General features: G+C 71.2%; 20 protein-coding genes and 1 tRNA gene. 12 read left to right on the top strand and 9 right to left on the bottom strand.

From position 1 onward, the window contains the following. Positions 1 to 5: 5 nt before the first annotated feature. Entirely contained in the window at positions 6 to 1,337 is a 1,332-nt protein-coding gene (locus IPL89_02415) for an amidohydrolase (protein ID MBK9062044.1), read from the bottom strand. A gap of 45 nt (positions 1,338 to 1,382) precedes the next feature. After that, the gene (gene ychF / locus IPL89_02410; GenBank protein MBK9062043.1) at positions 1,383 to 2,459 is read right to left on the bottom strand and encodes a redox-regulated ATPase YchF; all 1,077 of its coding nucleotides are present in this window, start codon (positions 2,457 to 2,459) and stop codon (positions 1,383 to 1,385) included. A gap of 105 nt (positions 2,460 to 2,564) precedes the next feature. On the opposite strand from ychF, the gene IPL89_02405 reads away from it, so the two are divergent. The 6 genes from IPL89_02405 (at position 2,565) to IPL89_02380 (ending at position 9,870) form a co-directional block, all read left to right on the top strand. Beyond that, positions 2,565 to 2,640, top strand: a tRNA-Glu gene (locus IPL89_02405). Positions 2,641 to 2,683: 43 nt separating this feature from the next. Next, entirely contained in the window at positions 2,684 to 3,427 is a 744-nt protein-coding gene (locus tag IPL89_02400; GenBank protein MBK9062042.1) for a metallophosphoesterase family protein, read from the top strand. An 82-nt stretch (positions 3,428 to 3,509) separates the two neighbouring features. Beyond that, positions 3,510 to 4,868 carry a universal stress protein gene (locus tag IPL89_02395; GenBank protein MBK9062041.1) on the top strand — a complete coding sequence of 453 codons (1,359 nt, stop codon included), beginning with the start codon at positions 3,510 to 3,512 and terminating at the stop codon, positions 4,866 to 4,868. A 26-nt stretch (positions 4,869 to 4,894) separates the two neighbouring features. Further along, the gene (locus IPL89_02390; GenBank protein ID MBK9062040.1) at positions 4,895 to 6,556 is read left to right on the top strand and encodes a mechanosensitive ion channel family protein; all 1,662 of its coding nucleotides are present in this window, start codon (positions 4,895 to 4,897) and stop codon (positions 6,554 to 6,556) included. Next, a complete protein-coding gene (locus tag IPL89_02385) occupies positions 6,553 to 8,469 on the top strand; it encodes a SpoIIE family protein phosphatase (GenBank protein MBK9062039.1) in 1,917 nt (638 codons plus the stop codon). Before IPL89_02390 ends, IPL89_02385 begins: the two co-directional genes overlap by 4 nt. Before the next feature lie 48 nt (positions 8,470 to 8,517). Then, positions 8,518 to 9,870, top strand: a complete 1,353-nt coding sequence (locus tag IPL89_02380) for an amidohydrolase family protein (protein MBK9062038.1) — start codon at positions 8,518 to 8,520, stop codon at positions 9,868 to 9,870. Positions 9,871 to 9,885: 15 nt separating this feature from the next. On the opposite strand, the gene IPL89_02375 is transcribed toward IPL89_02380, so the two are convergent. Both IPL89_02375 and IPL89_02370 read right to left on the bottom strand, forming a co-directional pair. Continuing rightward, positions 9,886 to 10,521, bottom strand: coding sequence for a hypothetical protein (locus tag IPL89_02375; GenBank protein ID MBK9062037.1), 636 nt, complete (start codon positions 10,519 to 10,521; stop codon positions 9,886 to 9,888). A gap of 80 nt (positions 10,522 to 10,601) precedes the next feature. Then, positions 10,602 to 12,086 (bottom strand): Hsp70 family protein, encoded by a 1,485-nt coding sequence (locus IPL89_02370; protein ID MBK9062036.1) that lies wholly within the window; start codon positions 12,084 to 12,086, stop codon positions 10,602 to 10,604. A gap of 26 nt (positions 12,087 to 12,112) precedes the next feature. On the opposite strand from IPL89_02370, the gene IPL89_02365 reads away from it, so the two are divergent. After that, positions 12,113 to 14,221, top strand: coding sequence for a TonB-dependent receptor (locus IPL89_02365; GenBank protein MBK9062035.1), 2,109 nt, complete (start codon positions 12,113 to 12,115; stop codon positions 14,219 to 14,221). 12 nt (positions 14,222 to 14,233) lie between these two features. On the opposite strand, the gene IPL89_02360 is transcribed toward IPL89_02365, so the two are convergent. The 3 genes from IPL89_02360 to IPL89_02350 are packed head-to-tail and all read right to left on the bottom strand — an operon-like array spanning position 14,234 to position 17,763. Beyond that, a complete protein-coding gene (locus tag IPL89_02360; GenBank protein MBK9062034.1) occupies positions 14,234 to 16,456 on the bottom strand; it encodes a protein kinase in 2,223 nt (740 codons plus the stop codon). A gap of 53 nt (positions 16,457 to 16,509) precedes the next feature. Next, on the bottom strand, positions 16,510 to 17,301 hold the full coding sequence (locus IPL89_02355; GenBank protein ID MBK9062033.1) for a DUF1206 domain-containing protein: 792 nt from the start codon (positions 17,299 to 17,301) through the stop codon (positions 16,510 to 16,512). A gap of 6 nt (positions 17,302 to 17,307) precedes the next feature. Next, complete coding sequence (locus tag IPL89_02350) at positions 17,308 to 17,763, bottom strand: DUF4920 domain-containing protein (GenBank protein MBK9062032.1); 456 nt, start codon at positions 17,761 to 17,763, stop codon at positions 17,308 to 17,310. A gap of 57 nt (positions 17,764 to 17,820) precedes the next feature. Here IPL89_02350 and IPL89_02345 point away from each other — a divergent pair, with 57 nt between their 5' ends. From IPL89_02345 to IPL89_02325, 5 genes are read left to right on the top strand one after another with little or no spacing between them, the layout of a single operon-like run. Continuing rightward, positions 17,821 to 18,543 (top strand): Bax inhibitor-1/YccA family protein, encoded by a 723-nt coding sequence (locus IPL89_02345; GenBank protein ID MBK9062031.1) that lies wholly within the window; start codon positions 17,821 to 17,823, stop codon positions 18,541 to 18,543. Positions 18,544 to 18,589: 46 nt separating this feature from the next. Further along, the gene (locus IPL89_02340; protein MBK9062030.1) at positions 18,590 to 18,826 is read left to right on the top strand and encodes a hypothetical protein; all 237 of its coding nucleotides are present in this window, start codon (positions 18,590 to 18,592) and stop codon (positions 18,824 to 18,826) included. Further along, positions 18,823 to 19,554: an RNA pseudouridine synthase gene (locus IPL89_02335; protein MBK9062029.1), complete on the top strand. Its 732-nt coding sequence runs from the start codon at positions 18,823 to 18,825 to the stop codon at positions 19,552 to 19,554. The genes IPL89_02340 and IPL89_02335 overlap by 4 nt, the downstream gene beginning before the upstream one ends. A gap of 7 nt (positions 19,555 to 19,561) precedes the next feature. After that, positions 19,562 to 20,380 carry a 3'-5' exonuclease gene (locus IPL89_02330; protein ID MBK9062028.1) on the top strand — a complete coding sequence of 273 codons (819 nt, stop codon included), beginning with the start codon at positions 19,562 to 19,564 and terminating at the stop codon, positions 20,378 to 20,380. Then, a complete protein-coding gene (locus IPL89_02325) occupies positions 20,377 to 20,682 on the top strand; it encodes a hypothetical protein (protein ID MBK9062027.1) in 306 nt (101 codons plus the stop codon). Before IPL89_02330 ends, IPL89_02325 begins: the two co-directional genes overlap by 4 nt. Here IPL89_02325 and IPL89_02320 read toward each other — a convergent pair. Together IPL89_02320 and ftsZ are read right to left on the bottom strand one after the other, a co-directional pair. After that, a complete protein-coding gene (locus tag IPL89_02320) occupies positions 20,618 to 22,564 on the bottom strand; it encodes a sulfatase-like hydrolase/transferase (GenBank protein ID MBK9062026.1) in 1,947 nt (648 codons plus the stop codon). The genes IPL89_02325 and IPL89_02320 overlap by 65 nt on opposite strands. A gap of 16 nt (positions 22,565 to 22,580) precedes the next feature. Continuing rightward, on the bottom strand, positions 22,581 to 23,795 hold the full coding sequence (gene ftsZ, locus IPL89_02315) for a cell division protein FtsZ (GenBank protein ID MBK9062025.1): 1,215 nt from the start codon (positions 23,793 to 23,795) through the stop codon (positions 22,581 to 22,583). Positions 23,796 to 23,810 lie beyond the last annotated feature (15 nt).

Below are 23,810 nucleotides of genomic sequence, written 5' to 3'. Positions count from 1 at the left end.
AGCGCCTAGAGTTTCGCCGCCGGGGCGCAGAGCTCCAGCACGGAGAGCGTCAGCGCGGTGACGCCGCCGCGAATCGTGGGCTCCTTGTCCGGCTTGAATCCGCCGTTGTGCGGTCCGGGCGGCAGCTTCCCTTCGGCCTTCGCCTTCGCGTACACGGCCGCCTCGGGTGCGCCCACGCGGAGCTGAACGGACGGGACGCCCGCGACGCGGCCGTAGACGCCGATGTCCTCCGAGGACGGCGTCGGGTCGATCGGGACCACGACGTCGCTGCCGAGCGACCGGCGCAGGGACGCGCCGAGCCGCGCCGTCAGCGCGGGGTCGTTGACGACCACCTCGGACGCCTCCTTCGGGTCCAGCGTCACCGCGGGCGCACGCGGCGCGCCGGCGGCCGCCGCTTCCGCCTTCGCGATGCGCTCGATCGCCTCGAGGAGGTGTTTCTGGACCTCGGCCTTGTAGGACCGGACCGTCAGCTCGAGCTTCGCCTCGTCGGGGATGACGTTGCGCTTCGTCCCGGCGTGGAACGTCCCGACCGTCACGACGGCGGGGTCGAACGGATTCACCTCGCGGGCGACGATCGTCTGAAGCGTGACGACGGCGCGCGCCGCCATCACGACCGGGTCGATCGTGCGATGCGGCATCGCTCCGTGCCCGCCCCGCCCGTAGAACGTGATGTCCACGGCGTTCGAGGCCGCGGATGCCGGACCCGCGACGATCCCGATCTGGCCCGCGGGGATGAAATTCGAGCCGTGCAGGCCGAGCACGAAGTCCGGCTTCGGGAAGCGCGTCAAGAGGCCGTCCTTCACCATGGCCTCGGCGCCCTGGAGCATCTCCTCGGCGGGCTGGGCGACGAAAACGAGCGTGCCGCTCCAGCGGTTCTTCGCGCGCGAGAGAAGAGTGGCGGCTCCGATCCACGAGGTCATGTGGATGTCGTGGCTGCAGGCGTGCATGACGGGCACGGTCTCCCCCGCGTCGTTCTTCGCCGTCACCGTGCTCGCGTACGAGAGGCCCGTCTGCTCCTTGATGGGGAGCGCGTCCATGTCCGTCCGCACGAGGACGGTCGGCCCCTTCCCGTTCCGGAGGACGCCCACGACGCCCCACCCCCCGACGCGCTCGGTCACCTCGAAGCCGAGGGCCCTGAGCCGGGCCGCCATCTTCGCGGCGGTCTTCTCCTCGTGGAGTGAGAGCTCCGGCGTCCGGTGAAGGTCGACGTAGAGCGCGTCGAGGTCCGGGTACAGCGCGTCCAGCGGAGCGAGGACGGGCGGCCTGGCTCCCGGCGCAGCGGGCTGGGCGGAAAGCGGAAACGCGAGCAGAAGCGCCGCGAGAACGAGCCGTCTCATGGATCCTCCGATTTGAGACGAATTCTAGGCCGGGCGGCTCCCGCGCTACGCGCTCACCCGGAAGTTGATGACGTCGCCGTCCTTCACGACGTAGTCGCGGCCCTCGACGCGCAGGGTGCCATGCGTCTTGCACTGGGCGAGCGAGCCCCCGGCCTCGACGAGCGTCTCGAACGGCACGACCTCGGCCCTGATGAAGTGCTTCTCGAAGTCCGTGTGGATCGCGGCCGCGGCCTTCGCCGCGTGCGTCCCCTTCGGGATCGACCACGCGCGGCACTCGTCCTCGCCCGCCGTGAGGAACGACATGAGGCCGAGGAGGTCGTAGGCGGCGCGCAGCAGCCGGTCGAGCGCGCGGTCCGGGAGGCCGAGGCCCTTGAGTAACTCGGCCTGGTCCTCCGGCGCCATCGCGGCGATCTCCTGCTCGATCGGCGCCGAGACGGCGCTGAACGCGACGTGCGGCTTGCCCTTCCATGCGTCGAGCTTCGCCTTCGCGAGCGCGCCCGCGAGGTCGCCGGCGTCGCCCTCGCCCGCGTTCAGGATCACGAGCATGGGCTTTCGCGTCAGGAGGCCGAACCCCTTGACGTACTTCTCCTCCTCGACGTGGACGTCGAAGCCGCGCAGCGGCTCGCCCTTGTCGAGCGCGGCCTTGAAGCGCACGAGGAGGTCCTTTTCGGTCTGGAGCTCGGGCGTCTTCTTCTTCGCCATGTCCTTCTCGACGCGCTCGAGGCGGTTCGTGACGACGGAGAGGTCCGCGAGGAGCATCTCGGTCTCGAGGAGCTCGAGGTCGCGCGCCGGGTCCACGGACCCCTCGGGGTGCGGGATCGCGTCGGAGGCGAACGCGCGCACGACGACGGCGAGGCCGTCCATCTGGCGCAGCTCGGGGAGGTTCAGGCTCTGGGCTCCGCCCTTCGCCACGCCGGGGACGTCCACGAACTTGACGGTCGCCGGCGTGTGCTTCTTCGGCTTGAACATCGCCGTGAGCCGGTCCAGCCGCGCGTCGGGGACGTGCGCGATCCCGACGTGGGCCTCGCGTTTGTGCGGCGTCGCCGCTGTCTGGTGGCCGGTGAGGAGGGAGAAGATCGTCGTCTTGCCCGAGAGCTCGAGGCCGAGAATTCCGAATTCCATGGGGGGATTCTCCTCCTCCCCGCGCGATTTGTGGCCGCGCCGCCGCCCGTGCTAAATTCCGCGTCCCCGCGCACGTGGGGACGCCTCTTCGTGGTGGGAAAACGTGCCGCGTTCGTCTAGCGGTTAGGACGCCGCCCTCTCAAGGCGGAGATCACGAGTTCAAATCTCGTACGCGGTACCACCTCCCTCTCCCGGGCCGATCCCCGTCGCGATACGCTCCGACGATGCGGCTTGCGCTCATGGCGGACATCCACGCCAACCGGGAGGCGTTCGAGGCCTGCCTCGCCGACGCCGCCGCGCGTCACGCCGAGCGGCTCGTCTTCCTGGGCGACTACGTGAACTACGGGGCCGACCCCGACTGGGTCGTGTCGACGATCATGGACCGCGTCGCGAAAGGCGTCGGCATCGCGCTGCAGGGCAACCACGACGCCGCGGTGGGCGGGAGGACCCCGACGATGGACTCCTCCGTCGAGTCCGGGCTCGAGTGGACGCGCAACCAGCTCGGGCCCGAGCAGCGCGCGTTCCTCGCCGCGCTTCCCCTGACGCTCGAGGAGGGCGACTGCCTGTTCGTCCATGCGGACGCCGCGGCGCCGGCGCGCTGGACGTACGTGACGGACGCCGCGGACGCGGCGCGCAGCCTCAAGGCGACGCGCCGGCGCGTCACGTTCTGCGGCCACGTGCACCGGCCAACCGTCTACAACATGTCCGAGACGCTCAAGCTCATCCCGTTCCGGCCCGTGCCGGGCATCGCGATCCCCCTTCTGCCGCAGCGGCGCTGGCTCGCCGTGATGGGCTCCGTCGGGCAGCCGCGCGACGGGAACCCGGCCGCGTGCTGGGCGCTCGTCGACACGGCTCGCGCCGAAATCACGTACCACCGCGTCCCGTACGAGGTCGAAGAGGCCGCGAAGAAGATCCGGCGCGCCGCCCTGCCCGACATGTACGCCGAGCGCCTCACGTGGGGCCAGTGAGCACGTGAACGTCCGCATCCGCGTCCAGAAGGGCGCCGTGATCGACGGGTTCGTCGTGGGGGACCTCCTCCACACCGGGGGGATGGCGACGCTGCGGCGCGTGGAGCGCCCCGGGATCTCGATGGATCTCCTCATGAAGGTCCCCGCGCTCCTCGAGGGCGAGGACCCGGCCGCGATCGTCGGCTTCGAGATGGAGCAGATGATCCTGCCGCGCCTGTCGGGCATCCACGTGCCGAAGTTCGTCGCCTCGGGCGACTTCGCCGTGCAGCCCTACATCGTGATGGAGCGCATCGACGGGAAAACGCTCCTCACGAGGCTCGACGAGCTCCCGCTCCCCTACGCCGAGGTCGCGAGGATCGGGATCAAGGTCGCCGCCGCCCTGCTCGACCTCCACCACCAGAACGTCGTCCACCTCGACATCAAGCCCTCGAACATCATCATGCGCGAGAGCGGCGAGGCCGCGCTCGTGGACTTCGGCCTCGCGCACCACGACCAGCTTCCGGACCTCATGGGCGAGGAGTTCCGGGTGCCGTACGGCACGGCGCCCTACATGGCGCCCGAGCAGATCCTCGGCAACCGCACCGACCCGCGAAGCGACATCTTCGCGCTCGGCGTCCTCCTCTACTTCTTCTCCACGGGCGTTCGCCCGTTCGGCGACCCGAAGGGCGCCCGCGCCCTGAAGAAACGGCTCTGGTGGGATCCCGTGCCGCCCCGACGCCTGAAGGCGGACTACCCGCCGTGGCTCCAGGAGGTCGTCCTGCGCTGCCTCGAGGTCGACCCGCTGCGCCGCTACCCGACGGCCGCGTATCTCGCGTTCGACCTCGCCCACCCGGACCAGGTCAAGCTCACCGCGCGCTCCGAGAAGCTCGAGCGCGACTCGTGGAGCGCCCGGATCCGCCGCCGGTTCAACCCCGAGGTGCGTCCCATCGCGCTCCGCGAGATCGCGCCTCCGAAGGCCGACACCCCCATCGTGATGGCCGCCGTGGACCTCGACGGCGACGAGGAGCTCCTCGAGGCGCTGCGCGTGACGATCCGGCGCCTCATCGAGATCGTCCCGGGCGCGCGCTTCGCGATCCTGAACGTCCTCAAGCAGCGCCGCATCGGGATCGACACGACGCTGGACGAAGCGGGCCGCAACAAGCACGTGGAGCGCCTCGTCGAGCTCAAGCACTGGGCCCGGCCTCTCGCGATCGGCGAGACGCGCCTCACGTTCCACGTCCTCGAGGCGAGGGACCCCGCCGAGGCCATCCTCGAGTACGTCGAGGCGAACCACGTCGACCACGTCGTGATCGGCGCCCGGACGGACTCCGTGCGCCGCTCGATTCTCGGGAGCGTCTCCGCCGAGGTGGCCTCGAAGGCCGACTGCTCCGTCACGGTCGTCCGCCCGCCGCGCCGCCCGGAGCCGCCCGCGAGCGCGATGGACGGGCCGGACCCCTTCTGACGTCGTTGCGGTAGGCTGGAAAACCGATGACGCTCCCGATCCGACGCTTCTTTGCCGCCAGCGCTCTTGCCGCCGTCCTCGGCGCCGCCTTTCTCGCTGCCGGGCCGCTCGCGGCGCAGATCCCCGGGCTCTCCCCGACGCCGGCGCCGGCGCCGTCCGCCGAGACGCCTGGCGACCCCTACAAGCGCGAGACGCCGTACGGCGCGTTCCTCGGCTTCATGCGCGCCGCCGCGAGGGAGAACTGGACGGCGGCCGCCGAGTACCTCCAGTGGCCGAAAGGCGCGAAGCTGTCGCGGGAGCAGATCGCCCGGGAGCTGAAGGCCGTCGTCGACGAGCGGTTCACGGGCGACCTCGAGAAGCTCAGCCGGACCCCGCTCAGCAACGTGGACGACGGGCTCGGGCCCGACTACGAGCGCGCGGGATCGGTCGACCACGGGGACGAGTCCTTCGACGTGCTCCTTGCCCGGACGCGGCCGGCCGAGGGCCCCGCGATCTGGCTCGTTTCGTCGCAGACGCTCCGCGAGGTCCCGGCCGCCTTCAAAGACCTCTCCGTCCCGGAGCTGGACCGGATCATGCCGTCGCCTCTCCGCAGGCAGTTCGGGGGTTCGTTCCGCCTCTGGCAGATCCTCGCGTTTCTCGCGCTGCTGCCCGCCGCCTGGCTCGTCGCGCGGCTCCTCGTGTACGGCGCGGCCCGCCTCGTCGACCGGACGGCGAGCCGCCGCACGGCGTTTGCCGACTTCCGGAACGGCCTCGCGTCCTTCCGCGCGCCGCTCGCCCTCCTCGTCGCGATTCCCCTCCACGCCTTCTGCGTCGACCGCATCGGTCTCCCGCTCCTCGGCCGGTACGCCTACGCCCGCGGCGTGCGCCTCGCGCTCGTCTTCGCCGTCGGCTGGCTCCTCGTCCAGCTCGTCGGCTTTCTGACGTCGCGGGCGACGATGCGCCTCCTCGCCTCGGGGCAGGCCGCCACGTCCTCGCTCACGATCGGCCGCCGCGTCCTGCAGGGAATCGTCGTCCTCGGGACCGCCATCGCGGCTCTCGGCGTCCTCGGCGTGAACCTCACCGCGACGCTCGCGGGCCTCGGGATCGGCGGCATCGCGGTCGCCTTCGCGGCCCAGAAGAGCCTCGAGAACCTGTTCGGAGGCGTCGTCGTCCTCACGGACAAGATCCTGCGCGTGGGCGACGTCGTGAAGGTCGGGACCGTGCAGGGCGAGGTCGAGGACGTGACGCTCTACGCGACGAGGATCCGCACGTTCGAGCGGACCGTCGTCTCGATCCCGAACGGGATGATGATGACCTCGCAGATCGAGAACCTGAGCCGACGCGACAAGTTCCTGTTCCGGCACACGCTCGGCCTCACCTTCGAGACCACGGCCGCGCAGATGCAGGCCGTCCTCGACGGCTGCCGCGCGCGGCTCGCCGCCGACCCCCGCGTCGAGCCCGCGACCGCGCGCGTGCGCTTCCTGAAGCTGAGCGCCTACACGCTCGACGTGGAGGTGTACGCGTACGTCCTCGCGCCCGACTGGGCGACGTTCCTCGGCGTGCAGGAGGAGCTTCTCCTCTCGCTCATGCACGCCGTCGAGAAAGCCGGCAGCGGCTTCGCGTTTCCGACGCAGACGACGTACCTCGCGGCGGAGGCGAAGGCCCTCGAGCCCGCCGCGCCGCCCGCGGACCCGCGCGTGCCCCGATGAGGCTCTCGCGCACGTTCAAGGTCAGCGGCCTGCTCACGGCCGCGGGTGTCCTCGTCGTGACGCTTGCGCGCGACGAGACGCCGTGGGCGGGACTCGGGGCCGTCCTCCTCATCTTCGGCGGCGCCGTCTTCTGCGTGACCGCCATCCGCGCGCTCCTGCGCGGCCTCCTGTGGCGGGTCGGGAGCCGGCTCGTCGTCTCGTACCTTCTCCTGATGTCCGCCGTCGTCTTCGCGGCGTTCTTCGTCTACGCGGGCCTCCTCGTCGTCGCGGGCCAGCTCGGGACGCGCCGCGTCGAGGCCGCGCTCGCGAGGCGGAACGCGGGCCTCCTCAGCCGCGCGCGGGATCTCGCGCTCCGCGGCCCGGCCGCGCCGGCCGCGGTCGCCCCGCGCCCCTGGATGAAGGAACGCGGCGTGTACCTCGTCAAGCAGGGGTCCGAGATCTACGAGGTCGCCGTCGTGCCCCGGCCGGACGGGCCGTTCCTCCTGACGGAGCGGCTCGACTCCGGCCTCCGCCGCGATCTCGAGAAGGAGACCGGCAACGTGATCCGCCTCCTCGGGGCCGTGAAGGTCAAGGAAGAGACCGTCGACGTGCCCAAGGGCGGCGTGCGCTTCTCGCTCGACACGGGCGGCAGGCAGAAGGGCGTCAGCCTCTCGCGGGAAGCCGATTCGGGGGGCGAGGGCGAGACCGGCGGCGAAACGGCCGCGCCCCCGGCGGGCTCGGGGCCGTGGAGCGGACGCTGGAGCGCGTTTCCCCTGTTCCTGCGCGAGAGCGTCCACGACGCGGAAACCGGCCGGCCTCTCGAAAAGCAGCCGGTCCTCTTTCTCGTCCGCACGTCCCTCGCACGGGAAGCGTCGGAGCTGTTCCGCGACGTGACGGTCGCGGGGTCGGAGCACGTCCCGATGAGCCGCGTCGTCCTCGCGGTCGTGGGCGGCCTCGGGATCGCGACGCTCGTCGTCTTCTTTCTCGCGTCCCTCGTCGCCGGCCTGCTCGTCTACCGGATCGCGCGCGCCACGCGGAGGCTGTCCACGGGATTCGGCGAGATCGAGAAGGGCAACTTCGGCCACCGCGCCCTCCTCAAGGGGCACGACCAGCTCGCGGCGCTCGTCGGGAGCTTCAACCACATGGCCGAGCGCCTCGCGGCGAGCGTCGCGGCGCGGGCCGAGAAGGAGGCGCTCGAGCGCGAGCTCGAGGTCGCGCGCGACCTGCAGCGGCGGCTCCTTCCGCCGGCGGGCTTCTCCTTCCCCGGCGTCTCGATCGCCGTCGACTTCCGGCCGGCGGCCGCGATCGGCGGCGACTTCTACGACCTCTCGGGCGACGCGAAGACGCTGACCGTCGTCGTGGCGGACGTCTCCGGCCACGGGCTTCCGACGGGCATCGTGATGGCGGCCTCGAAAGCGGCGCTCTCGGCCCTCGCGAAGACCGGGGCCTCCGGGACGCGGCTCATGGAGCTTCTCGACGTCGAGGTCGTCCGCTCGACGGACCCGCGGACGTTCGTGACGCTCGCCTACCTCGCCTTCGACTTCGGCACGGCGACGGTGTCGTTCACGAACGCCGGCCACCCGTACCCGTACCGCGTGCGGCCCGACGGGACCGTCGAGGCGCTCGTGAACGCGGCGCGCCCGCTCGGCGTCGCGCTGCCGCCCGGCTGGCAGACCGTGACGGCCCCGCTTCTTCCCGGCGACCTCTGGGTCGTCTACTCGGACGGCCTCGTCGAGGCCGCGAAGGGTGAGGAAGGCGGAGAGCCCTGGGGCTTCGTGAGGCTCGAACAGTGCCTCCGCGAGGGCGCCGGCGGCTCGGCCGCAGCGCTGCGGGACCGCATTCTCGCCTCGCAGCGCGCGCACACCGGGCACGACGAGACCGACGACGACCGCACGCTGCTCGTCCTCAGGATCGAGGAGCGAACGGCGCCCTAGAGCCAAACCCCGGGAGCCCTGACGGGCGTAGGGACAGCAGGAGACCTCATGAAATTCCGCCCCCAGGATGCCCTCTCGATCCTCGCCCTTTTCGGCTGCGTCGCGGCGCAACCCGCCCCTGCACAGGCCCCTCCGCCGTCCGCCGTCCTCTTCGAGAACGTCCGCATCTTCGACGGCACGTCGGCCCGCCTCTCGGCGCCGTCGAACGTTCTCGTCGTCGGAAACGTGATCAAGTCGATCTCGACGGCTCCCGTCGCCGCTCCCGCCGGCTCGGCCGTGACCCGGATCGCGGGCGGCGGCCGGACGCTGATGCCGGGGCTGATCGACGCCCACACGCACCTGATGTTCGCGACGATCCCGCAGGCCGCGATCCTCATGAGCGACATCGGCTTCGTGAACGTCGCCGCGGTCAAGGCCGCGAACGACATGCTCCTGCGCGGCTTCACGAGCGTCCGCGACCTCGGCGGCCCGATCTTCGGCCTCAAGAGCGGCATCGACGCCGGCCTCGCGGCCGGTCCGCGGATCTGGCCCTCCGGCGCGTTCATCTCGCAGACGGGCGGCCACGGCGACTTCCGCCTTCCGAACGACCTGCCGGCGCGGCCCGGCGACTACACGTACAGCGAGCGCGTCGGCGCCGCCGCCATCGCGGACGACGCCGCGACGGTGCGCCTGCGCGCGCGCGAGCAGCTCGCGCTCGGCGCCTCGCAGATCAAGCTGATGGCCGGCGGCGGCGTCTCGTCCAGCTACGATCCGCTCGACGTCACGCAGTACACCGTCGGCGAGCTGCGCGCCGCCGTCGAGGCGGCCGAGAACTGGGGCACGTACGTCACCGTTCACGCCTACACGCCGCGCGCCGTGAAGCAGGCGATCGAGGCAGGCGTCAAGTGCATCGACCACGGACAGCTCCTCGACGACGCGACCGCGAAGCTGATGGCCGAAAAGGGAATCTGGTGGAGCCTCCAGCCGTTCCTCGACGACCGCCCGTCGGCGTTCCCGGAGGGCTCGCCGAACCGCGCCAAGCAGCTCGAGATGTTCAAGGGCACCGACACGGCCTACGCCCTCGCGAAGAAATTCAGGATCAAGACGGCATGGGGGACCGATACGCTGTTCGACGCGGCCGTCGCCGCGACACAGGGGGACCAGCTCGCGAAGATGGTCCGCTGGTACACGCCGGCCGAGATCCTGCGGATGGCGACGGCGGACAACGCGGAGATGCTCGCGCTCTCCGGCCTGCGCAGCCCGTATCCCGGCAGGCTCGGCGTCGTCGCGGAGGGCGCCCTGGCCGACCTGCTCCTCGTGGACGGCGACCCGATCGCCAACCTGAAGCTGATTGCCGATCCCGCGAAGAACTTCCTCGTGATCGTCAAGGACGGGAAGATCTACAAGAACGCCGTGCGCTGAACGCCGGCCGCGTCCTCACCTCGGAATCGAGTACGTCTTTATGGGCGTCGGCGTCGGGACGAAGACTTTCGCCTTCCGCGAGGTCGCGGAGACGGAGGCCGGCAGCGGCGTCGGGGTCGGGAGAGGGAGTGCCTTCTTCTGCGCGAGCGCCGCGGCCCCTGACGACGGGACGGCGTGGACAACCTGCGCCTGTGCCAGGCCCGCGATCACGGTCACGGTCGGCGCTCCGAAGCCGGCCTCCCACGCCTTGAACTGCCCGAGCGGGCACGCCTGGCCGTTCACGGTGCCGCGCAGGATCTTCACGGTGAACTTGCCCGTCCTCTTGTATACGTGCTCCACCTGCCCCCCGAAGTAGGCGCTGCCAAATTTCTGGCCAAACGCTTTCGGGGGCGACGTTTCGACGGAGCCGTCGCCCCAGTCCACGGTCGCCGACACGGAGATGGTCTGCCCGAAGTACCGGCTGTCCGGATGCGACAGCGTGAGCCAGAACGGGTATTTCTCTCCCACCACGGCCTTCGCATTCTGGTCGACCTGCATGAAGCTGTTGAACTCGCAGATCGGCGGCGTCGCGGCTGCCGCAGGACCGGCCGCGAGAGCGACGGCGAGACAGAAACCACACGCGGCAGGGAAAACCCGTCGGAATCGCTTCACGGTTTGTCCTCTTTTCAAGGGGATCTTCTCACGCCGGAGGCCCGAAATGCGACCCGATCTCCGCCGCGCCAGCGTCCGGATCAGCGCGTCAGCCGGAACGTCCGCGCAAAGCCGTCCTTCGCGTCGGTCACCGTGACCGTGATCGCGCCCTCGCTCCCGAGCGCGTAGGTCTCGGCGACCTCGGGGCCGTCCTCCCTCCGCCGCACTTCCGCCACGGCGAGGTCCGCGGCGCGCAGCGCCGGATCGAACGGGAAGTACCCCTCGTCCCACGGCGTCACGTCGCCGTCCGGGCGTCCGTCCGTGAGGCGCGAGCACTCGAGAAACCGGAAGTGGCCGACGTCGTGCGCGGCGCGGTACCGGCGCGTCACGACGGCGGGCGGCTCGCCGGGCGCGGGCAGCGGCGTCCCTTTCTCGAAGATCGTGTCGAAGACGACGTCCTCGCCCGCCCCGCTCTCGCGGAAGACGCCGAAGTGCCGTGACAGCCGGTCCTCGAGCGCGTAGCCGCCCTCGCGGTCCAGCCAAACGGCGAGGCCCATCGCCGTCGCCGCGAACGGGTGCGGCGAGCGCCGCACGCGCTTGTCACCGAAGCGCTCCTTCAGGAGGCGCGGCACGAGCGGCAGGAGGCCGCCGCCGCCCACGACGTAGAGCGACGCGACGTCCGCCCACGAAACGTCCCCTCCGTCCTCGACGAGCGCGCCGACGGCCTCGAGCGTGCGCGCGACGAGCGGCACGCAGACCTCCCAGACCTCGTCGACGGGAAAGACGAGAGGCTCCTTCCCCAGAGCGGACAGGTCCACGAGGAACCGGCGCGAGTTCGGGGAGAGGGACTCCTTGGCCCGCACGCATTCCTCGAGGACGAGCGCTCGCTCGACATCGGAGACGTCGTGCGCGTGGGCCTTCTCGAGCACGAGCGCGAGGATCGCCTCGTCGAAGTCGTCCCCGCCGAGGCGCTGGACGCCGTGCGTCGCCACGACCTCGTTCGTCTTCCCCGTCATGCGAAGCAGCGACGCGTCGAACGTGCCGCCGCCGAGGTCGTACACGACGAGGTGCTCGCGCCGTCCGTCGCGCCGGTTGCGGTGCGCGTACTCGAAGCCCGCGGCGGACGGCTCGTTCAGGAGCGCCTCCACGGCGAAGCCGCCGCCCTTGAACGCCTCGAGCGTCAGGAAGCGCTGCGCCGTCGACGCGTTCGCCGGAACCGACACCGCTGCCGTGATGGAGTCGTTCGCCGCGATGCCGGCGTTCGAGCGCTCGACGAGCTCGCGGTGGAGCGCCGAGAAGAAGCCCTCGAGAAGGGCGGAGATCGGGAGGCGCCTCCGCCCCACCGCGACCTCCGTCGACGGCCCGGCGTCGCTCAGGAGGCGTTTGACGGAGGGGAGAACCGTCCAGCCCGGCTCGTGCCTCACGGCGGCCGCGTCCCATCCCCAGCGCAGCGTGCCCGACGCATCGTGCGCCGCGACGAGCGACGGCACGAAGTCGCCCCCCTCGAAAGACACCACGGGGTAGTTCCCGCGGTCCACGAGAGCGACGACCGTGTGCGTCGTGCCGAAGTCGATTCCGATCCTCATGGGCGGAGTTTAGTTAACATCGTCCGGTGAAACCCTATTTCGCTCTCGCCCTCGCCGCCGCCGCCTCCCTCGCCCCGGTCGCGGACGCCCAGGCTCAGCGCGTCCCCACGCCGGCGGCTTCCGCCCAGATGGTCGTATCGGGCTCGAAGACGCCCGAGGACACGATGGACGTGACGGGCTCCGTTGAAGTCGTGACGGGCGAGGAGCTGCGCCGGACCGGCGCGCGGACGCTGCAGGACGCCCTCCAGAACGTCGTGGGCGTCGAGGCCGGCGGGGGCTCGGACGGCGGGTCGCGTTTTCCGAACCTCGGGATGTGGGGTCTGAAGGAGTTCGACGCGCTCCTCGTGACGGTCGACGGCGTCCCCGCCGGCGGGCCGTTCAACCCGTCGCTCGCGCAGATCCCCATCGAGGACATCGACCGCATCGAGATCGCAAAGGGGCCGCAGGGCACTCTCTACGGCGTCTCGGCGTTCGCGGGCATGGTGCAGGTCTTCACGCGGCGGGGGAAGAACACGAGCGTGACCCTCGGGCTCGGATCCTGGAACGACAAGCACGCATCCCTCGCCTGGGAGAAGCACGACGGGAACTCGATCACGCACGTCGCCGGCTCGATGTTCCGCGACAACGGATTCCAGGACAACACCGATTCATCGGTCGACCGGCTCGCGATGGGCTTCGGGGGAAAGACGCGCGAGGGCTCGTGGGATCTCACGCTCGCCGTCCTCCGGGACACGGCCTACTGGGGCTCGCCGCTCCCGATCGCGGGCGGCGAGTTCGTGCCCGGCTTCGAGGTGGACCGGAACTACGCCGTCGGCGGCGCGCGCATGGACCACCGCGTCTACTCCCTGACGTCCACGATCGCGCGGAGGCTCTCCCCGCAGGTGCAGATGGAGAACACGCTCGGCCTCACGCGCGACGAGCAGATCGCCGTGCGTTCCTTCATCGACGGTGTCGACGGGAGCACGGCCACGGCGCACGGGACGTCGCTGCTCCCCCTCCAGACGACCTTCTTCGAGGATGCGCGCGTCGTGACCACGGCCGGCAGGCACCGCCTCGTCACGGGGATCGCGCTCACGTCCGGCAAGACCACCGTCGAAGGGACGGGCTTCGACCTCACGCTCACGACCGGCTCGAACCCCGTGGTGCCCTCCGTCGACTCGCTCCCGGTGGGCGACACTCGCTCCGCGGAGGACCAGCGGACGTTCTGGGGCTTCTACGCGAACGACACGTGGACGCCGTGGAAGTGGCTCGCCCTCACGTTCGGCGCGCGGTACGACCGGACGTCCGAAACGCTCTCGGCCGTCGTGAACGAGGTCGGCGGGCCCGGCCCCGAGGCGGGCTCGAGCGAGCGCACCGACGGTGACTGGTCGGGCGGCGTCTCGGCACTCATCCGGATCGTCGACGGCAAGGCGAAGGGCTTCCTGAACGTCCTCCACCTCTACGTCGCGGCCAAGAGCAACTTCAAGCCGGCCGCCCCGAACATCCTCGAGGCCGAAGCCACGAACATCCTCGAGCCGGAGCGCTCGCGCTCGGGCGAGGCCGGCCTCAAGTCGCGCCTCTTCGGCGGCAACGTCTCGCTCGACATGTCTCTCTTCCACATGACGCTCGAGAACGTCGTCGTCTCGACGCTCGGACCCGACGGCCGGCCCGCCCTCACGAACGCGGGCGAGGAGCGCTTCCAGGGCTTCGAGGGCCAGGTCACGTGGGCGCCGCCCGCGTGGAAGGGCTTCGCGCTCGGCGCCGGCTACGCGCACCACGACGCGACGTACGTGAGCTTCTCCTTCGTGACGCCGGACGGCGAGCTCGTCGTCGTGGACGGCAAGCGCGTCGAGCTCGTGCCGCGCGACCTCTGGAACGTCCGCCTCGCGTGGGCCCCGAAGTCGGGCCTCGGCTTCTGGGGCGCCGTGCGGCACCAGGGCATCCGCCCGTACACGCGCCGCAACACGGCGTATGCGCCGGCGTTCTACGAGTGGGACGCGGGCGTCTCGTGGGAGAACGAATGGGTGCGTTTCTCCTTCACCGGCCGCAACCTCGGCGACGACCGCCACGTCGTGACCGAGAGCGAGCTCGGCGACGCGCAGTTCTACCTGGCGCCTAAGAGGCGCTACGTCGGGGAGATGACGCTGAGGTTCTGAGCGCCGGAGGTTTCAGGCGCCCGCGGGCTTTTCGGGGTAGAGCCGCAGGAACTCGGGGTCGTCGTGCACGAGGGCGAGGTCCGGGTCGCGGCGCGCCCAGCCCGAGTCCTTGAAGCCCGCGTGCCACGCCTTGCGGAGCGCGTCGAGAGCCTGCGCCTTGTCTTTCAGGCCGCAGAACACGCACGCCGCGTTGTAGAGGACCGTGGCCTCGTCGGGGCGCAGCACGACCGCAAGGTTCGCCTCGCGGATCGCGTCCTCCCGGCGGCCGGTTTCCGCGTAGTCGCTCGCGAGGAGGACGCGCGCGCGCGCGTCCTCCGGCACCGACCGCAGGTGTGTCTCGAGCGCCTGCATCGAGCGCTGGCGGACGTTCCGGACCATCTCGTCCTTCCCGAGCGCACCGAGCGCGTTCTGGATCGGGATGTAGATGTTGTAGTCCTGACCGCTCGCCTCCATGGCCGCGTCCACGACGCTCGCGATCTCCTGGTACTGCCCGGACGCGAAGAGCGAGCGGCCGAGGAGGTAGTACGCGCCCTCGCAGTCGCTCTTGCGCTCGATGGCGACTCGCGCGCAGCGGGCGGCCGCGCCGTACTGCCCGTCGGCATAGAGAATCCAGGCCTGCGCGACGAGCGGCTCGGGGAGCTCGGGCCGGAGGGCCACGGCCCGCGCGGACGCCGCCTTGGCCTTCTCGAGCCAGACGGGGTCGCGCCCGTAGTTGTAGTGCGTCTGCGCGCAGACGTTCGCGATCGCGGCGTGGGCGAGCGCGAAGTCCGGATCCAGCGCGACCGCGTTCTCGAACATCTGGAGAGCGAACTCGAAGTCCCGCCGCGTGAGACGGCGCGCGTAGCTCTTCCCGCGGAGGTAGAGGTCGTACGCCTGCAGGTTCTCGGTCGGCTTGGCGGCGAGCGCCTCCTCCTCCTGGGGCGTCAGCGTCACCCGGAGCGCCTCGGCGATCTTCCGGGCGATCTCGTCCTGCAGCTCGAAGACGTCCTCCATCTGGCGGTCGTAGCGCTCGGACCAGAGGGGAAAGTCCGTGTGCGTGTCGACGAGCTGCGCGTTGATCCGCAGCCGGTTGCCGGAACGGCGGAGGCTGCCCGCGAGGACGTACGCCGCGTTGAGCTGCTGGCCGATCTGCGCGGGCGTGACCGGCTTGTCGCGGTACGCGAGGACCGTCGGGCGCGAAAAAATGTTCAGGCCCTTGATCTTCGAGAGCTCCGTGATGATGTCCTCGGTGATGCCGTCGCGGAAGTACTCGTCTTCCTTCACGCCCGAGAGGTTCTCGAAGTAGAGGACGGCGATGGACTTCTCGACCTGCTTCGTCCCGCCGCCGCGCGAGTCGGCCTTCTCGGCCGCGCGCTTCTTGCCGGAGTCCATGTCGCGCTTCAACCGCGAGAGGTCCGTCTTCAGGTCGGTCGCGGTCTGGTAGCGGAGGTTGCGGTCCTTCTCGAGGGCCTTGTCGAGGATGCGGCCGAGATCGGGCGGCAGCGCGGGGTTCACCACGGCGGCCGGCAGCGGATCCCGGTTCAGGATCGCGTCGAAGACGACGGCCGACGTCTCCCCCGGGAACGGCAGCGCGCCCGTCGCCATCTCGTAGAGGACCGTTCCGAGCGAGAAGAGGTCCGTGCGCGCGTCGGCGAGCTGGCCGCGCGCCTGCTCCGGGGACATGTACGACACCGTGCCCATCGCCGTGCCGGGCGTGGTGAGGTCGCCGACCGTCTCGAGGCGGGAGACGTCGCCACCCGCCCCGCGCCGCGCCCCTTCGATCCGGGCGAGGCCGAAGTCGAGGATCTTCACCTGCCCGCGGGCGTTCACGAAGACGTTCGCGGGTTTGACGTCGCGGTGCACGATGCCGCGCGCGTGAGCCGACTCGAGCGCGTCCGCGATCTGGACGCCGATCGCGAGCACGCCCTCGAGATCGAACGCCGGGCGCGCCGTCATCGCCTGGGCGAGCGTCTGCCCTTCGAGGCACTCCATCACGATGAAGTGCTGCCCTTCGTGCTCCTCGATGGCGAAGACCGTGCAGATGCCCGGGTGGTTCAGCGCCGACGCGGCGCGCGCCTCGCGCTGGAAGCGCTCGAGGGACGCGCCGTCGCGGGCGAGCTCGGGCGGAAGGAACTTCAGCGCGACGTGCCGCCCGAGCTTCGAGTCCTCGGCCTCGTACACGACCCCCATCCCGCCGCTCCCGAGCCGGCGGACGACGGAGTAATGGGACACACTTTTTCCGATCAGCGGATCCACGGGATCGGTCACGTGCGCCAGAGATTACCCCAGGTCATGAGGCTCTCGAGGCGTCAGTGCGAGGCCCGGCGCCGGTGGGCGGCCAGGACGACCAGCGAGAGGCCGTATGCGATCAGGCCGGCAGCGACGAGCGCGAAGAGGACCGGCCCGCCCCCGCCTGTCTGGACCGTGCGGAGCGCGCCGCTGGTCCCGCCGAGCTCGCGCGGATTCGCATGGAGACCCGTCCGAAAGACGGAATATCCGACGACGGCGACGACGACCCCGTGCGCGAAGACGCCCACGCGCGCGAGCGCCGGCGCCCATCGGCGTGGCGCGCGGGGCAGGATCGCGGCGGTGAAGTCGGCCGGCAGCTTGCCGAGGAGCGCCCGGATGGCCTGAACTCCCCCGGCGACCGCGGCGATCGCGCCCCCGAGCCCGAGGGCGGCGCGCCCCCCGGCGTGAGCGAGGACGCGAGCGCCCAGGTCGTGGAGCCCCGCCTCGCCGCCGCCTCCGCGGAAATGGAGGAGGACGCGAACGGCGGTGATCGCGAGAACGAGTCCGCCGACCGCACTTCCGACGTAGCCCGCGAGCAGGAGCGGCCGGCGCGTGCGCACGCACTGCGTGACGCGGAAGAGCACGAACGCAAAGAGGCCTGCCGCCACCAACCAGAGGACGAGCCGCCCGCCCGGTCCGGTGAGGATCTTCGCGAGCGCGCCGGCCGGTCCCGTCGCGCGGCCGCGCTGGAGAATCGCGACCCGCGCGGCGATGCCGCCGATCAGGAGATAGACGATCCCGCGCGTGAGGAAGCCGAACGCGGCGAGCCGCTCCGGGATGACGCCTTCGGCGCTCCTCGCTTCAGGGGACACGCGCGATCAGCGCGCGGGCTTCGCCAGCTCGACGCCCGAGGCGAGGAAGGAGAGCTCCTTCTGGTCGCCCTTGATGGCGTCGGGCTTTCCGCCCGGGGTCTCCTCCGCGTAGTGCTTCGCGGTGGCCTCGGGGACCGTCTTCACGGTGAAGACGCCCTCCATCACGGCCGTGGCGCCTGCGGAGTCCATCGGGACGAAGAAGCCGTAATCCTTGAACCTCACGCGGACGGACTGATCGCCGGACTTGAGGACCATCCAGCAGCCCTTGTCCTGGCAGACGGCCGAGACGACGCCTTCGGTCTTCACGGTCTTGCCGGAGAACGCGGCGGGATCCTTCACAAGGTCGGCGAGCGCGACCTTCGGCGAGCTCCCGAGCGGCGCGCCGAACTTGCCGGCGGCGGCGAGGAGCGTGAGCGGGAGGAGCAGAAGGACGGCGAGGAGGGCGGATGAGGTGCGTTTCATAGGGAATGAATCTTAGCCGAGGCGCGTTAGGATGGGCGTTCGAGAGGAGATCTCAAGATGCCCACCGAGCTCCCGCCGCGCCCGTTCGATTCCCCTCAGCCGATCAGCCCCTCGGCGTCGGTGGCGATTCCCTCGTTCCTCGCGCGCGTCTACGCATGGATGGCGGCCGGGCTCCTGACGACGGCTCTCGCCGCCTTCGTGGTCCTGTCCAGCCCGACGATCTTCCAGGCGATCTACGGAAACCGGATCGTGCTTTACGGGCTCATGTTCGCAGAGCTCGGACTCGTCGTCTGGCTCTCGGGGATCATCGGCCGCCTCTCGTCCGGCGCTGCGGCTTCGGTCTTCCTCCTCTACTCGACGCTGAACGGCCTCACGATGGCCGGGATCTTCCTCGTCTACACGTCGTCGTCGATCGTGTCGACCTTCGTCGTCACGGCCGGGATGTTCGGCGCGATGAGCGTCTACGGCCTCGTCACGAAGCGCTCGCTCGACGGCCTCGGCTCGTTCGCGTTCATGGGGCTCATCGGCGTCTTCCTTGCGATGCTCCTGAACCTCTGGCTGAACAACAACGCGCTCGGGTTCGTCATCTCCTGCGTCGGCGTCATCGTGTTCACGGCGCTCACGGCGTACGACACGAAGAAGCTCAAGATGATGGCGGCCACGCTGGACGGCCGCTCCGAGGAGGGAAAGCGCGGCGCGATCTCGGGCGCCCTCGCCCTCTACCTCGACTTCATCAACCTCTTCCTCATGCTGCTCCGCCTCTTCGGGAACCGGCGGTAGGCCCATCGACGCTCCCACGGGCTTCGACGCGTTCCTCGCGTGGGCCGTGTCGGTGGTCGGCATCGCCACCGGCGTGGCCTACGTGCCGCAGGCCCTGCGCATCTGGAGGAGGAAGAGCTCCGAGGACGTCTCGATCACGACGTACCTCCTCTTTCTCGGAGGCCAGCTCGTCTACCTCCTCTACGGGATCCGCTTCCACCAGACGCCGATCGTGATCGGCATGGCCGCGAACATCGCCGGAAGCCTCGCCGTCATCGGGTCGGCCCTGAAATTCCGGAAGTGAGACCCCTTCCGTCGCCGCGCGGCGCGGAGGCCTACCTCGCGATCGACAAGCCCGCCGGCGTCGCGGTCCACGGGCCGCACGGCCTCATCGGGCCGCTGCGCAAGGAGTTCGGCGACAACCTCGCCCTCGTCCACCGCCTCGACAAGGAGACGTCCGGCGTCCTCCTCCTCGCGCGCACGCCCGAGGCGCTGCGTGCCGCGCTGGAAGCGTGGCCCGCATCCGTCACGAAGACGTACCGCGCGGTGACGCGCGGCGTGCCGTCGCCGCCCGAAGGGATGGTGACGGAAAAGCTCCTCGAGCACCGCACGGGCAAGCCCGAACTCCTGAAGCGCGCGCTCAAGGCGGCCTACGGGCCCTCGCGCGCGGGACACCTTCTCTCGGGCAGGCGCGTCCTCGCGATCCCGGCGATCCCGCCCCCGGGCCGGACCATCGTGCACCCCGCCGGCCGCGAGGCGCGGACGGCGTACCGCGTCCTCGAGGACCGCGGGACGACGGCGCTCGTCGAGCTGACGCCGGAGACCGGCCGGATGCACCAGCTGCGCGTCCACCTCGCCCACCTCGGGACGCCGCTCCTCGGCGACCCCCTGTACGACACCGCCCGCACTCCCGATACGCCCGCGCCCGTCCTCCACGCCGCGCGCCTCGCCTGGGCCGATCCGCCGGGCGCCCCCGGCGCCGTCTGGGCGTGGGAGGCGCCGCCCCCCGCGGCCACGCGAGTTGGGCCATGATCCCGGCGTGACCGACTCCGCACTCCCCCTCGACGCCCTCGGCCCCGTCTTCGAGCTCTCGGCCGAGCGCCCGCTCGCGGTGTTCGACCTCGAGACGACGGGCACGGACCGCCTCTCGGACCGCATCGTCGAGGTCGCGGTCGTGCGTTTCGGCAAGGGCGGCGACGTCGCGACGCTGGACCGGCGCGTGAACCCGGGCGTGAAGATCCCGCGCGAGTCCACGCGCGTGCACGGCATCTCGGACGCGGACGTCGCGGAGTGCCCCACGTTCGCGGCTCTTGCGCCGGAACTCGCGCTCTTCCTCGACGGCTGCGACCTCGCGGGCTACAACGTCCGCCAGTTCGACATCCCGGTTCTTCTCCGCGAATTCGAGCTCGCGAAGGTCCCGTTCTCGATGGACGGGCGGCGCGTCGTCGACATGCAGACGATCTACTTCCGGCGCGAGCCGCGCGACCTCGGCGCGGCCGTGCGCTTCTTCGCGGGGCGCGAGCACGCCCTCGCCCACGCGGCCCTCGCGGACGCGGTCGCCTCGGCCGAAGTCCTCGCCGGGCAGCTCCGGCGCTACGCGGACCTCCCGCGCGACGTCGCGGCCCTCCACGAGCTCTCGCGGCCGCCCGAGGGCCGCTACGTCGACCCCGACAAGCGCTTTCTCTGGCGCGACGGCGAGGTCGTGTTCGCGTTCGGCCAGCACCGCGGGACGCGGCTCGCGGAGGTCGCCGAGAAGAACCCGTCGTACCTCGACTGGATCGTCGACGGGAACTTCCCCGACGAAGCCAAGCGCATCGCGCGCGACGCGCAGCGCGGCGTCATCCCGCGCCGGGATTGAGCGAGCCCGTCTCCCCGCGCGGCCTCGTGCGGCGCCGGAGCCGGCCCGCGCGCCTCGCGCTCCTGGCGCTCGGGTGGGTGCTCCTCGGCCTCGGCGTCCTCGGCGGCCTTCTGCCCGTGCTCCAGGGCTGGCCGTTCGGCGTCGCCGGGCTGGCGATCCTCTACATCGAGAGCCGCTGGGTGCAGCGGAAGGTCCGCCGCTTCCGCCAGCGGAACCCGAAGTTCGAGCGGACGTGGCTCAAGGCGCGGGCGTGGCTGCGCGAGCGGCGCCGCCGGAAGGCCGGTTCATCCCCGGCGGCATGACGCGGTTGCCGTCGAGGACGGCGCCCCAAGCGCGCGCCATCGTCTTGAGCTCGTCGATCCGCACGCGGTCGGCCGCGGTCATCTCCTGCGGCGTGCCGTGGTGGTATCCGCCGTTCTCCTCGTCCGGCGCGGTCTCGTAGTCTTCCCAGCGCCACTTCTGGACGAACGACGGGTCGTCGAGCCGCGTCTGCAGGAGGAACGGCCCCTCGAACGCCGCGAGGCCGCGCAGGCGCAGCGCGAGGACGCCCTGCGGCGCCGGCGCGGGCTTCTCGAAGAGGTCCCGCCCGAAGAAGTGGTTCGAGAGGTCGAGGCCGAGGAGGCCGAGCAGCGTCGGCCCGACGTCGAGCTGCGAGGAGAGGTCCTCGCGCACGGTGCCCGCCGGCAGACCCGGCGCCGCGACGACGAGCGTCGTCCAGTTCTCGCCCGCGTTCGGCGTCCCGAGGCGCGGCAGGCGGATCGACTGCCAGAGGTTCGTCGTGGAGTGGTCGCCGACGACGACGACGATCGTGTCCCGCCCCCGCGGCGTCCGCCGCAGGCTCTCGAAGATCCGGCCGAGCATGCGGTCGGTGTAGCCGAGCGCCGCCAGGTACGACTCGCGCGGCGTCTTCGGGTCCGAGCCGGGCGGCCGGTAGACGGGCGGGTGCGTCGCGATCGTGAAGAGCGTGAGGAAGAGCGGCGCCTCGCGCCGGGATTCGAGACGCTCGATCGTCCGCCGCGCCAGGTCCTCGTCCGTCGTGTCCGCCGCGTCGTAGCGCACGGCGTCGAACCAGCGCGCGTACCAGTACTCCATCCTCTCGAACGCGGGGCTCGTCGCGGCCACGAGCTCGCGTGCGTAACCGGCCTTCGCGAGGAGCTCTCCGATCGAGAGGACGTTGAGCTCGCGCGCGTTGTAGAGAAGGATGCCGGACGGGTGGCCCGCGACCCCGAGCAGGATGCCGCCGCGGCCCTCCACCGACGGATAGCCCGAGGCGATGCAGACCGGGAACGCGACGCCGCGCTCCTTCCAGAGCCGGTGAATCTCCGGAATGCGCGATTCCACCCCGGGCCGCCGCACGTCGGTCTCCCAGCCGCGCGCGGACTCGAGGACCACGAGGAGGACGTCCGGCCTCTTCTCGAGCGGCCGCGCACGGAACGCCGCGACGGACGCCGCCTCGGCCGGCGCGGGGTGCCAGACCGGGTAGCCCGCGTCGGGGAACCACCGCGGCGGCCGGTTCAGGAAGCGGTGCAGCGACGCGATCCCCGCGCGGACCTCCCGCGGCGAGGGCGCGTCCCCCAGGGCCGCGACGGATTCGGAGACGAGCCCGACGAGGACGGGCCGGGCGCGCCGCAGGGCGAGCCTCGTGGGCGCGAGGGCGCTCTCAAACGTGAGCGCGCCGCACGAGAGCGCCGCGAGGAACGCGACCGCGAGAGGCGCGGCGCGCTCGGGCCCCCGCCTCCGGGCGAGCGCGAGGATGACCCCGGCCGGAAGCGCGACGAGGAGGACGGCCGCGCCGAGCGCGAGCGTATCGCCGAAGACGACGTCCACGAGGAGCCGCCGGTGCGCGAGGAGGTTGTACGCGCCGATCCACTGGGGGTTGAGGTGCTCGCCCGTCCAGCGCACGAGCTCGAGGTCGAGCTGCGAGAGGAAGAGGAGGAAGACGCCGCCGCCGGCGAGGAACAGCAGACCCGCCCGCGTGGAGAGCCACGACACGACGCCGGCGAGCGCGCCGAGCGCCGCGAGCGTCCCGATCTCGCCCGCGAGCGCGGCCGGGAGGAGCTGGAGCGGGTGCTCGGCGACGCGCGCGCCGGAGGGCGCGGCGAGGACGAAGTGGAGGACGAGCGACGCGGCCCGCGCGAAGAAGAGGGTCAGCAGGATGCCGGTGAAGGCCCCTCGGCTCCTCATCGCGCGGGAAGACCGATCAGTCCATTTGACGTCGGAGGAACGTCGGGATGTCGAAGATGTCCTCGCGCGGGTCCCGCATGTTGATGAGGTTCACGCCGTAGCCCTGGTCCTCGGGAGTCGGAGGCATCGCGGGCTCGGCGCCCGGCCGCGGCCGTTCCGGCGCGGCGCCGCGGGCCCCGGACGGACTGACGGGCAGCGAGGCCTCGCGGCGCGAGGCGAGCGCGGCGGGCGCGTCGAAGCCCGTCGCGATCACGCTGATCTTGACCTCGTCCTTCATGTCCTTGTCCTGCACGAGGCCGAAGATGACGTTCGCCTCCTCGTCGGCGGCCTGCTGAATGATCGCGCAGGCCTCGTTGACCTCGGCGAGCGTGAGGTCCTCGCCGCCGGTCACGTTGATGAGGATCGCGCGGGCCCCCTGGATGGACTGTTCCTCGAGGAGCGGGTTCGAGATCGCGCGCTGCGCGGCCTCGACGGCGCGGTGTTCGCCCGAGGCCGTGCCCGTGCCCATGAGCGCCATGCCCATGTTCTCCATGACGGTCTTCACGTCGGCGAAGTCGAGGTTCACGATGCCGGGCACCGTGATGAGGTCGCTGATCCCCTGGACGGCCTGCCTGAGGACGTCGTCCGCGATGCGGAAGGCCTCCCAGGTCGTGACGTTTCGGTCGACGAACGAGTAGAGGCGCTCGTTCGGGATCGTGATGAGCGTGTCGACGTACTCGCGCAGCTCGGCGATGCCGTCCTCGGCGTAGCGGAGCTTGCGGCGCCCCTCGAACGCGAAGGGCTTCGAGACGATGGCGACGACGAGCGCCCCGGCCTCCGAGGCGAGCCGCGCGACGACCGGCGCGGCGCCCGTCCCCGTCCCGCCGCCCATTCCGGCGGTCACGAAGACCATGTCCGAACCCGCGAGGACCTCCGTGATCCTCTCGGCGTCCTCGAGGGCCGCGTTGCGGCCGACGTCCGGATTCGAGCCGGCGCCCATGCCGCGGGACGTCGTGATCCCGAGCTGGAGCTTCGTCGCCGCCCGGTTCACCTTCAGGACCTGCAGGTCCGTGTTCGCGGCGACGAACTCGATCCCCTTGATCCCCGCCTGGATCATCCGGTTGACGGCGTTGCCGCCGCCGCCGCCCACGCCGACGACCTTGATGCGGGCGGGAGGAGCGTTGTCCTCGCTGAACGTGATCGTCCGCGACGTGCGCTTGGAGCCGGCGTCGTCGTCGTCGAATAGGATCATCTTCTTTCCTCCATC

The sequence above is a fragment of the Acidobacteriota bacterium genome (genome assembly GCA_016716715.1).
Lineage (GTDB): Bacteria > Acidobacteriota > Thermoanaerobaculia > UBA5066 > UBA5066 > Fen-183.
The sequence above is the reverse complement of the archived record's forward strand: the minus strand, read 5'-3'. Positions and strand labels throughout refer to the sequence as shown.

Coding starts and splice junctions, on each gene's coding strand:
- ychF (MBK9062043.1), bottom strand. CDS start 2,459: ATGGAATTCGGAATTCTCGGCCTCGAGCTCTCGGGCAAGACGACGATC.
- IPL89_02390 (MBK9062040.1), top strand. CDS start 4,895: ATGACGCTCCCGATCCGACGCTTCTTTGCCGCCAGCGCTCTTGCCGCC.
- ftsZ (MBK9062025.1), bottom strand. CDS start 23,795: ATGATCCTATTCGACGACGACGACGCCGGCTCCAAGCGCACGTCGCGG.
- IPL89_02350 (MBK9062032.1), bottom strand. CDS start 17,763: ATGAAACGCACCTCATCCGCCCTCCTCGCCGTCCTTCTGCTCCTCCCG.
- IPL89_02345 (MBK9062031.1), top strand. CDS start 17,821: ATGCCCACCGAGCTCCCGCCGCGCCCGTTCGATTCCCCTCAGCCGATC.
- IPL89_02380 (MBK9062038.1), top strand. CDS start 8,518: ATGAAATTCCGCCCCCAGGATGCCCTCTCGATCCTCGCCCTTTTCGGC.
- IPL89_02395 (MBK9062041.1), top strand. CDS start 3,510: ATGGCGACGCTGCGGCGCGTGGAGCGCCCCGGGATCTCGATGGATCTC.
- IPL89_02320 (MBK9062026.1), bottom strand. CDS start 22,564: ATGAGGAGCCGAGGGGCCTTCACCGGCATCCTGCTGACCCTCTTCTTC.
- IPL89_02385 (MBK9062039.1), top strand. CDS start 6,553: ATGAGGCTCTCGCGCACGTTCAAGGTCAGCGGCCTGCTCACGGCCGCG.
- IPL89_02370 (MBK9062036.1), bottom strand. CDS start 12,086: ATGAGGATCGGAATCGACTTCGGCACGACGCACACGGTCGTCGCTCTC.
- IPL89_02400 (MBK9062042.1), top strand. CDS start 2,684: ATGCGGCTTGCGCTCATGGCGGACATCCACGCCAACCGGGAGGCGTTC.
- IPL89_02415 (MBK9062044.1), bottom strand. CDS start 1,337: ATGAGACGGCTCGTTCTCGCGGCGCTTCTGCTCGCGTTTCCGCTTTCC.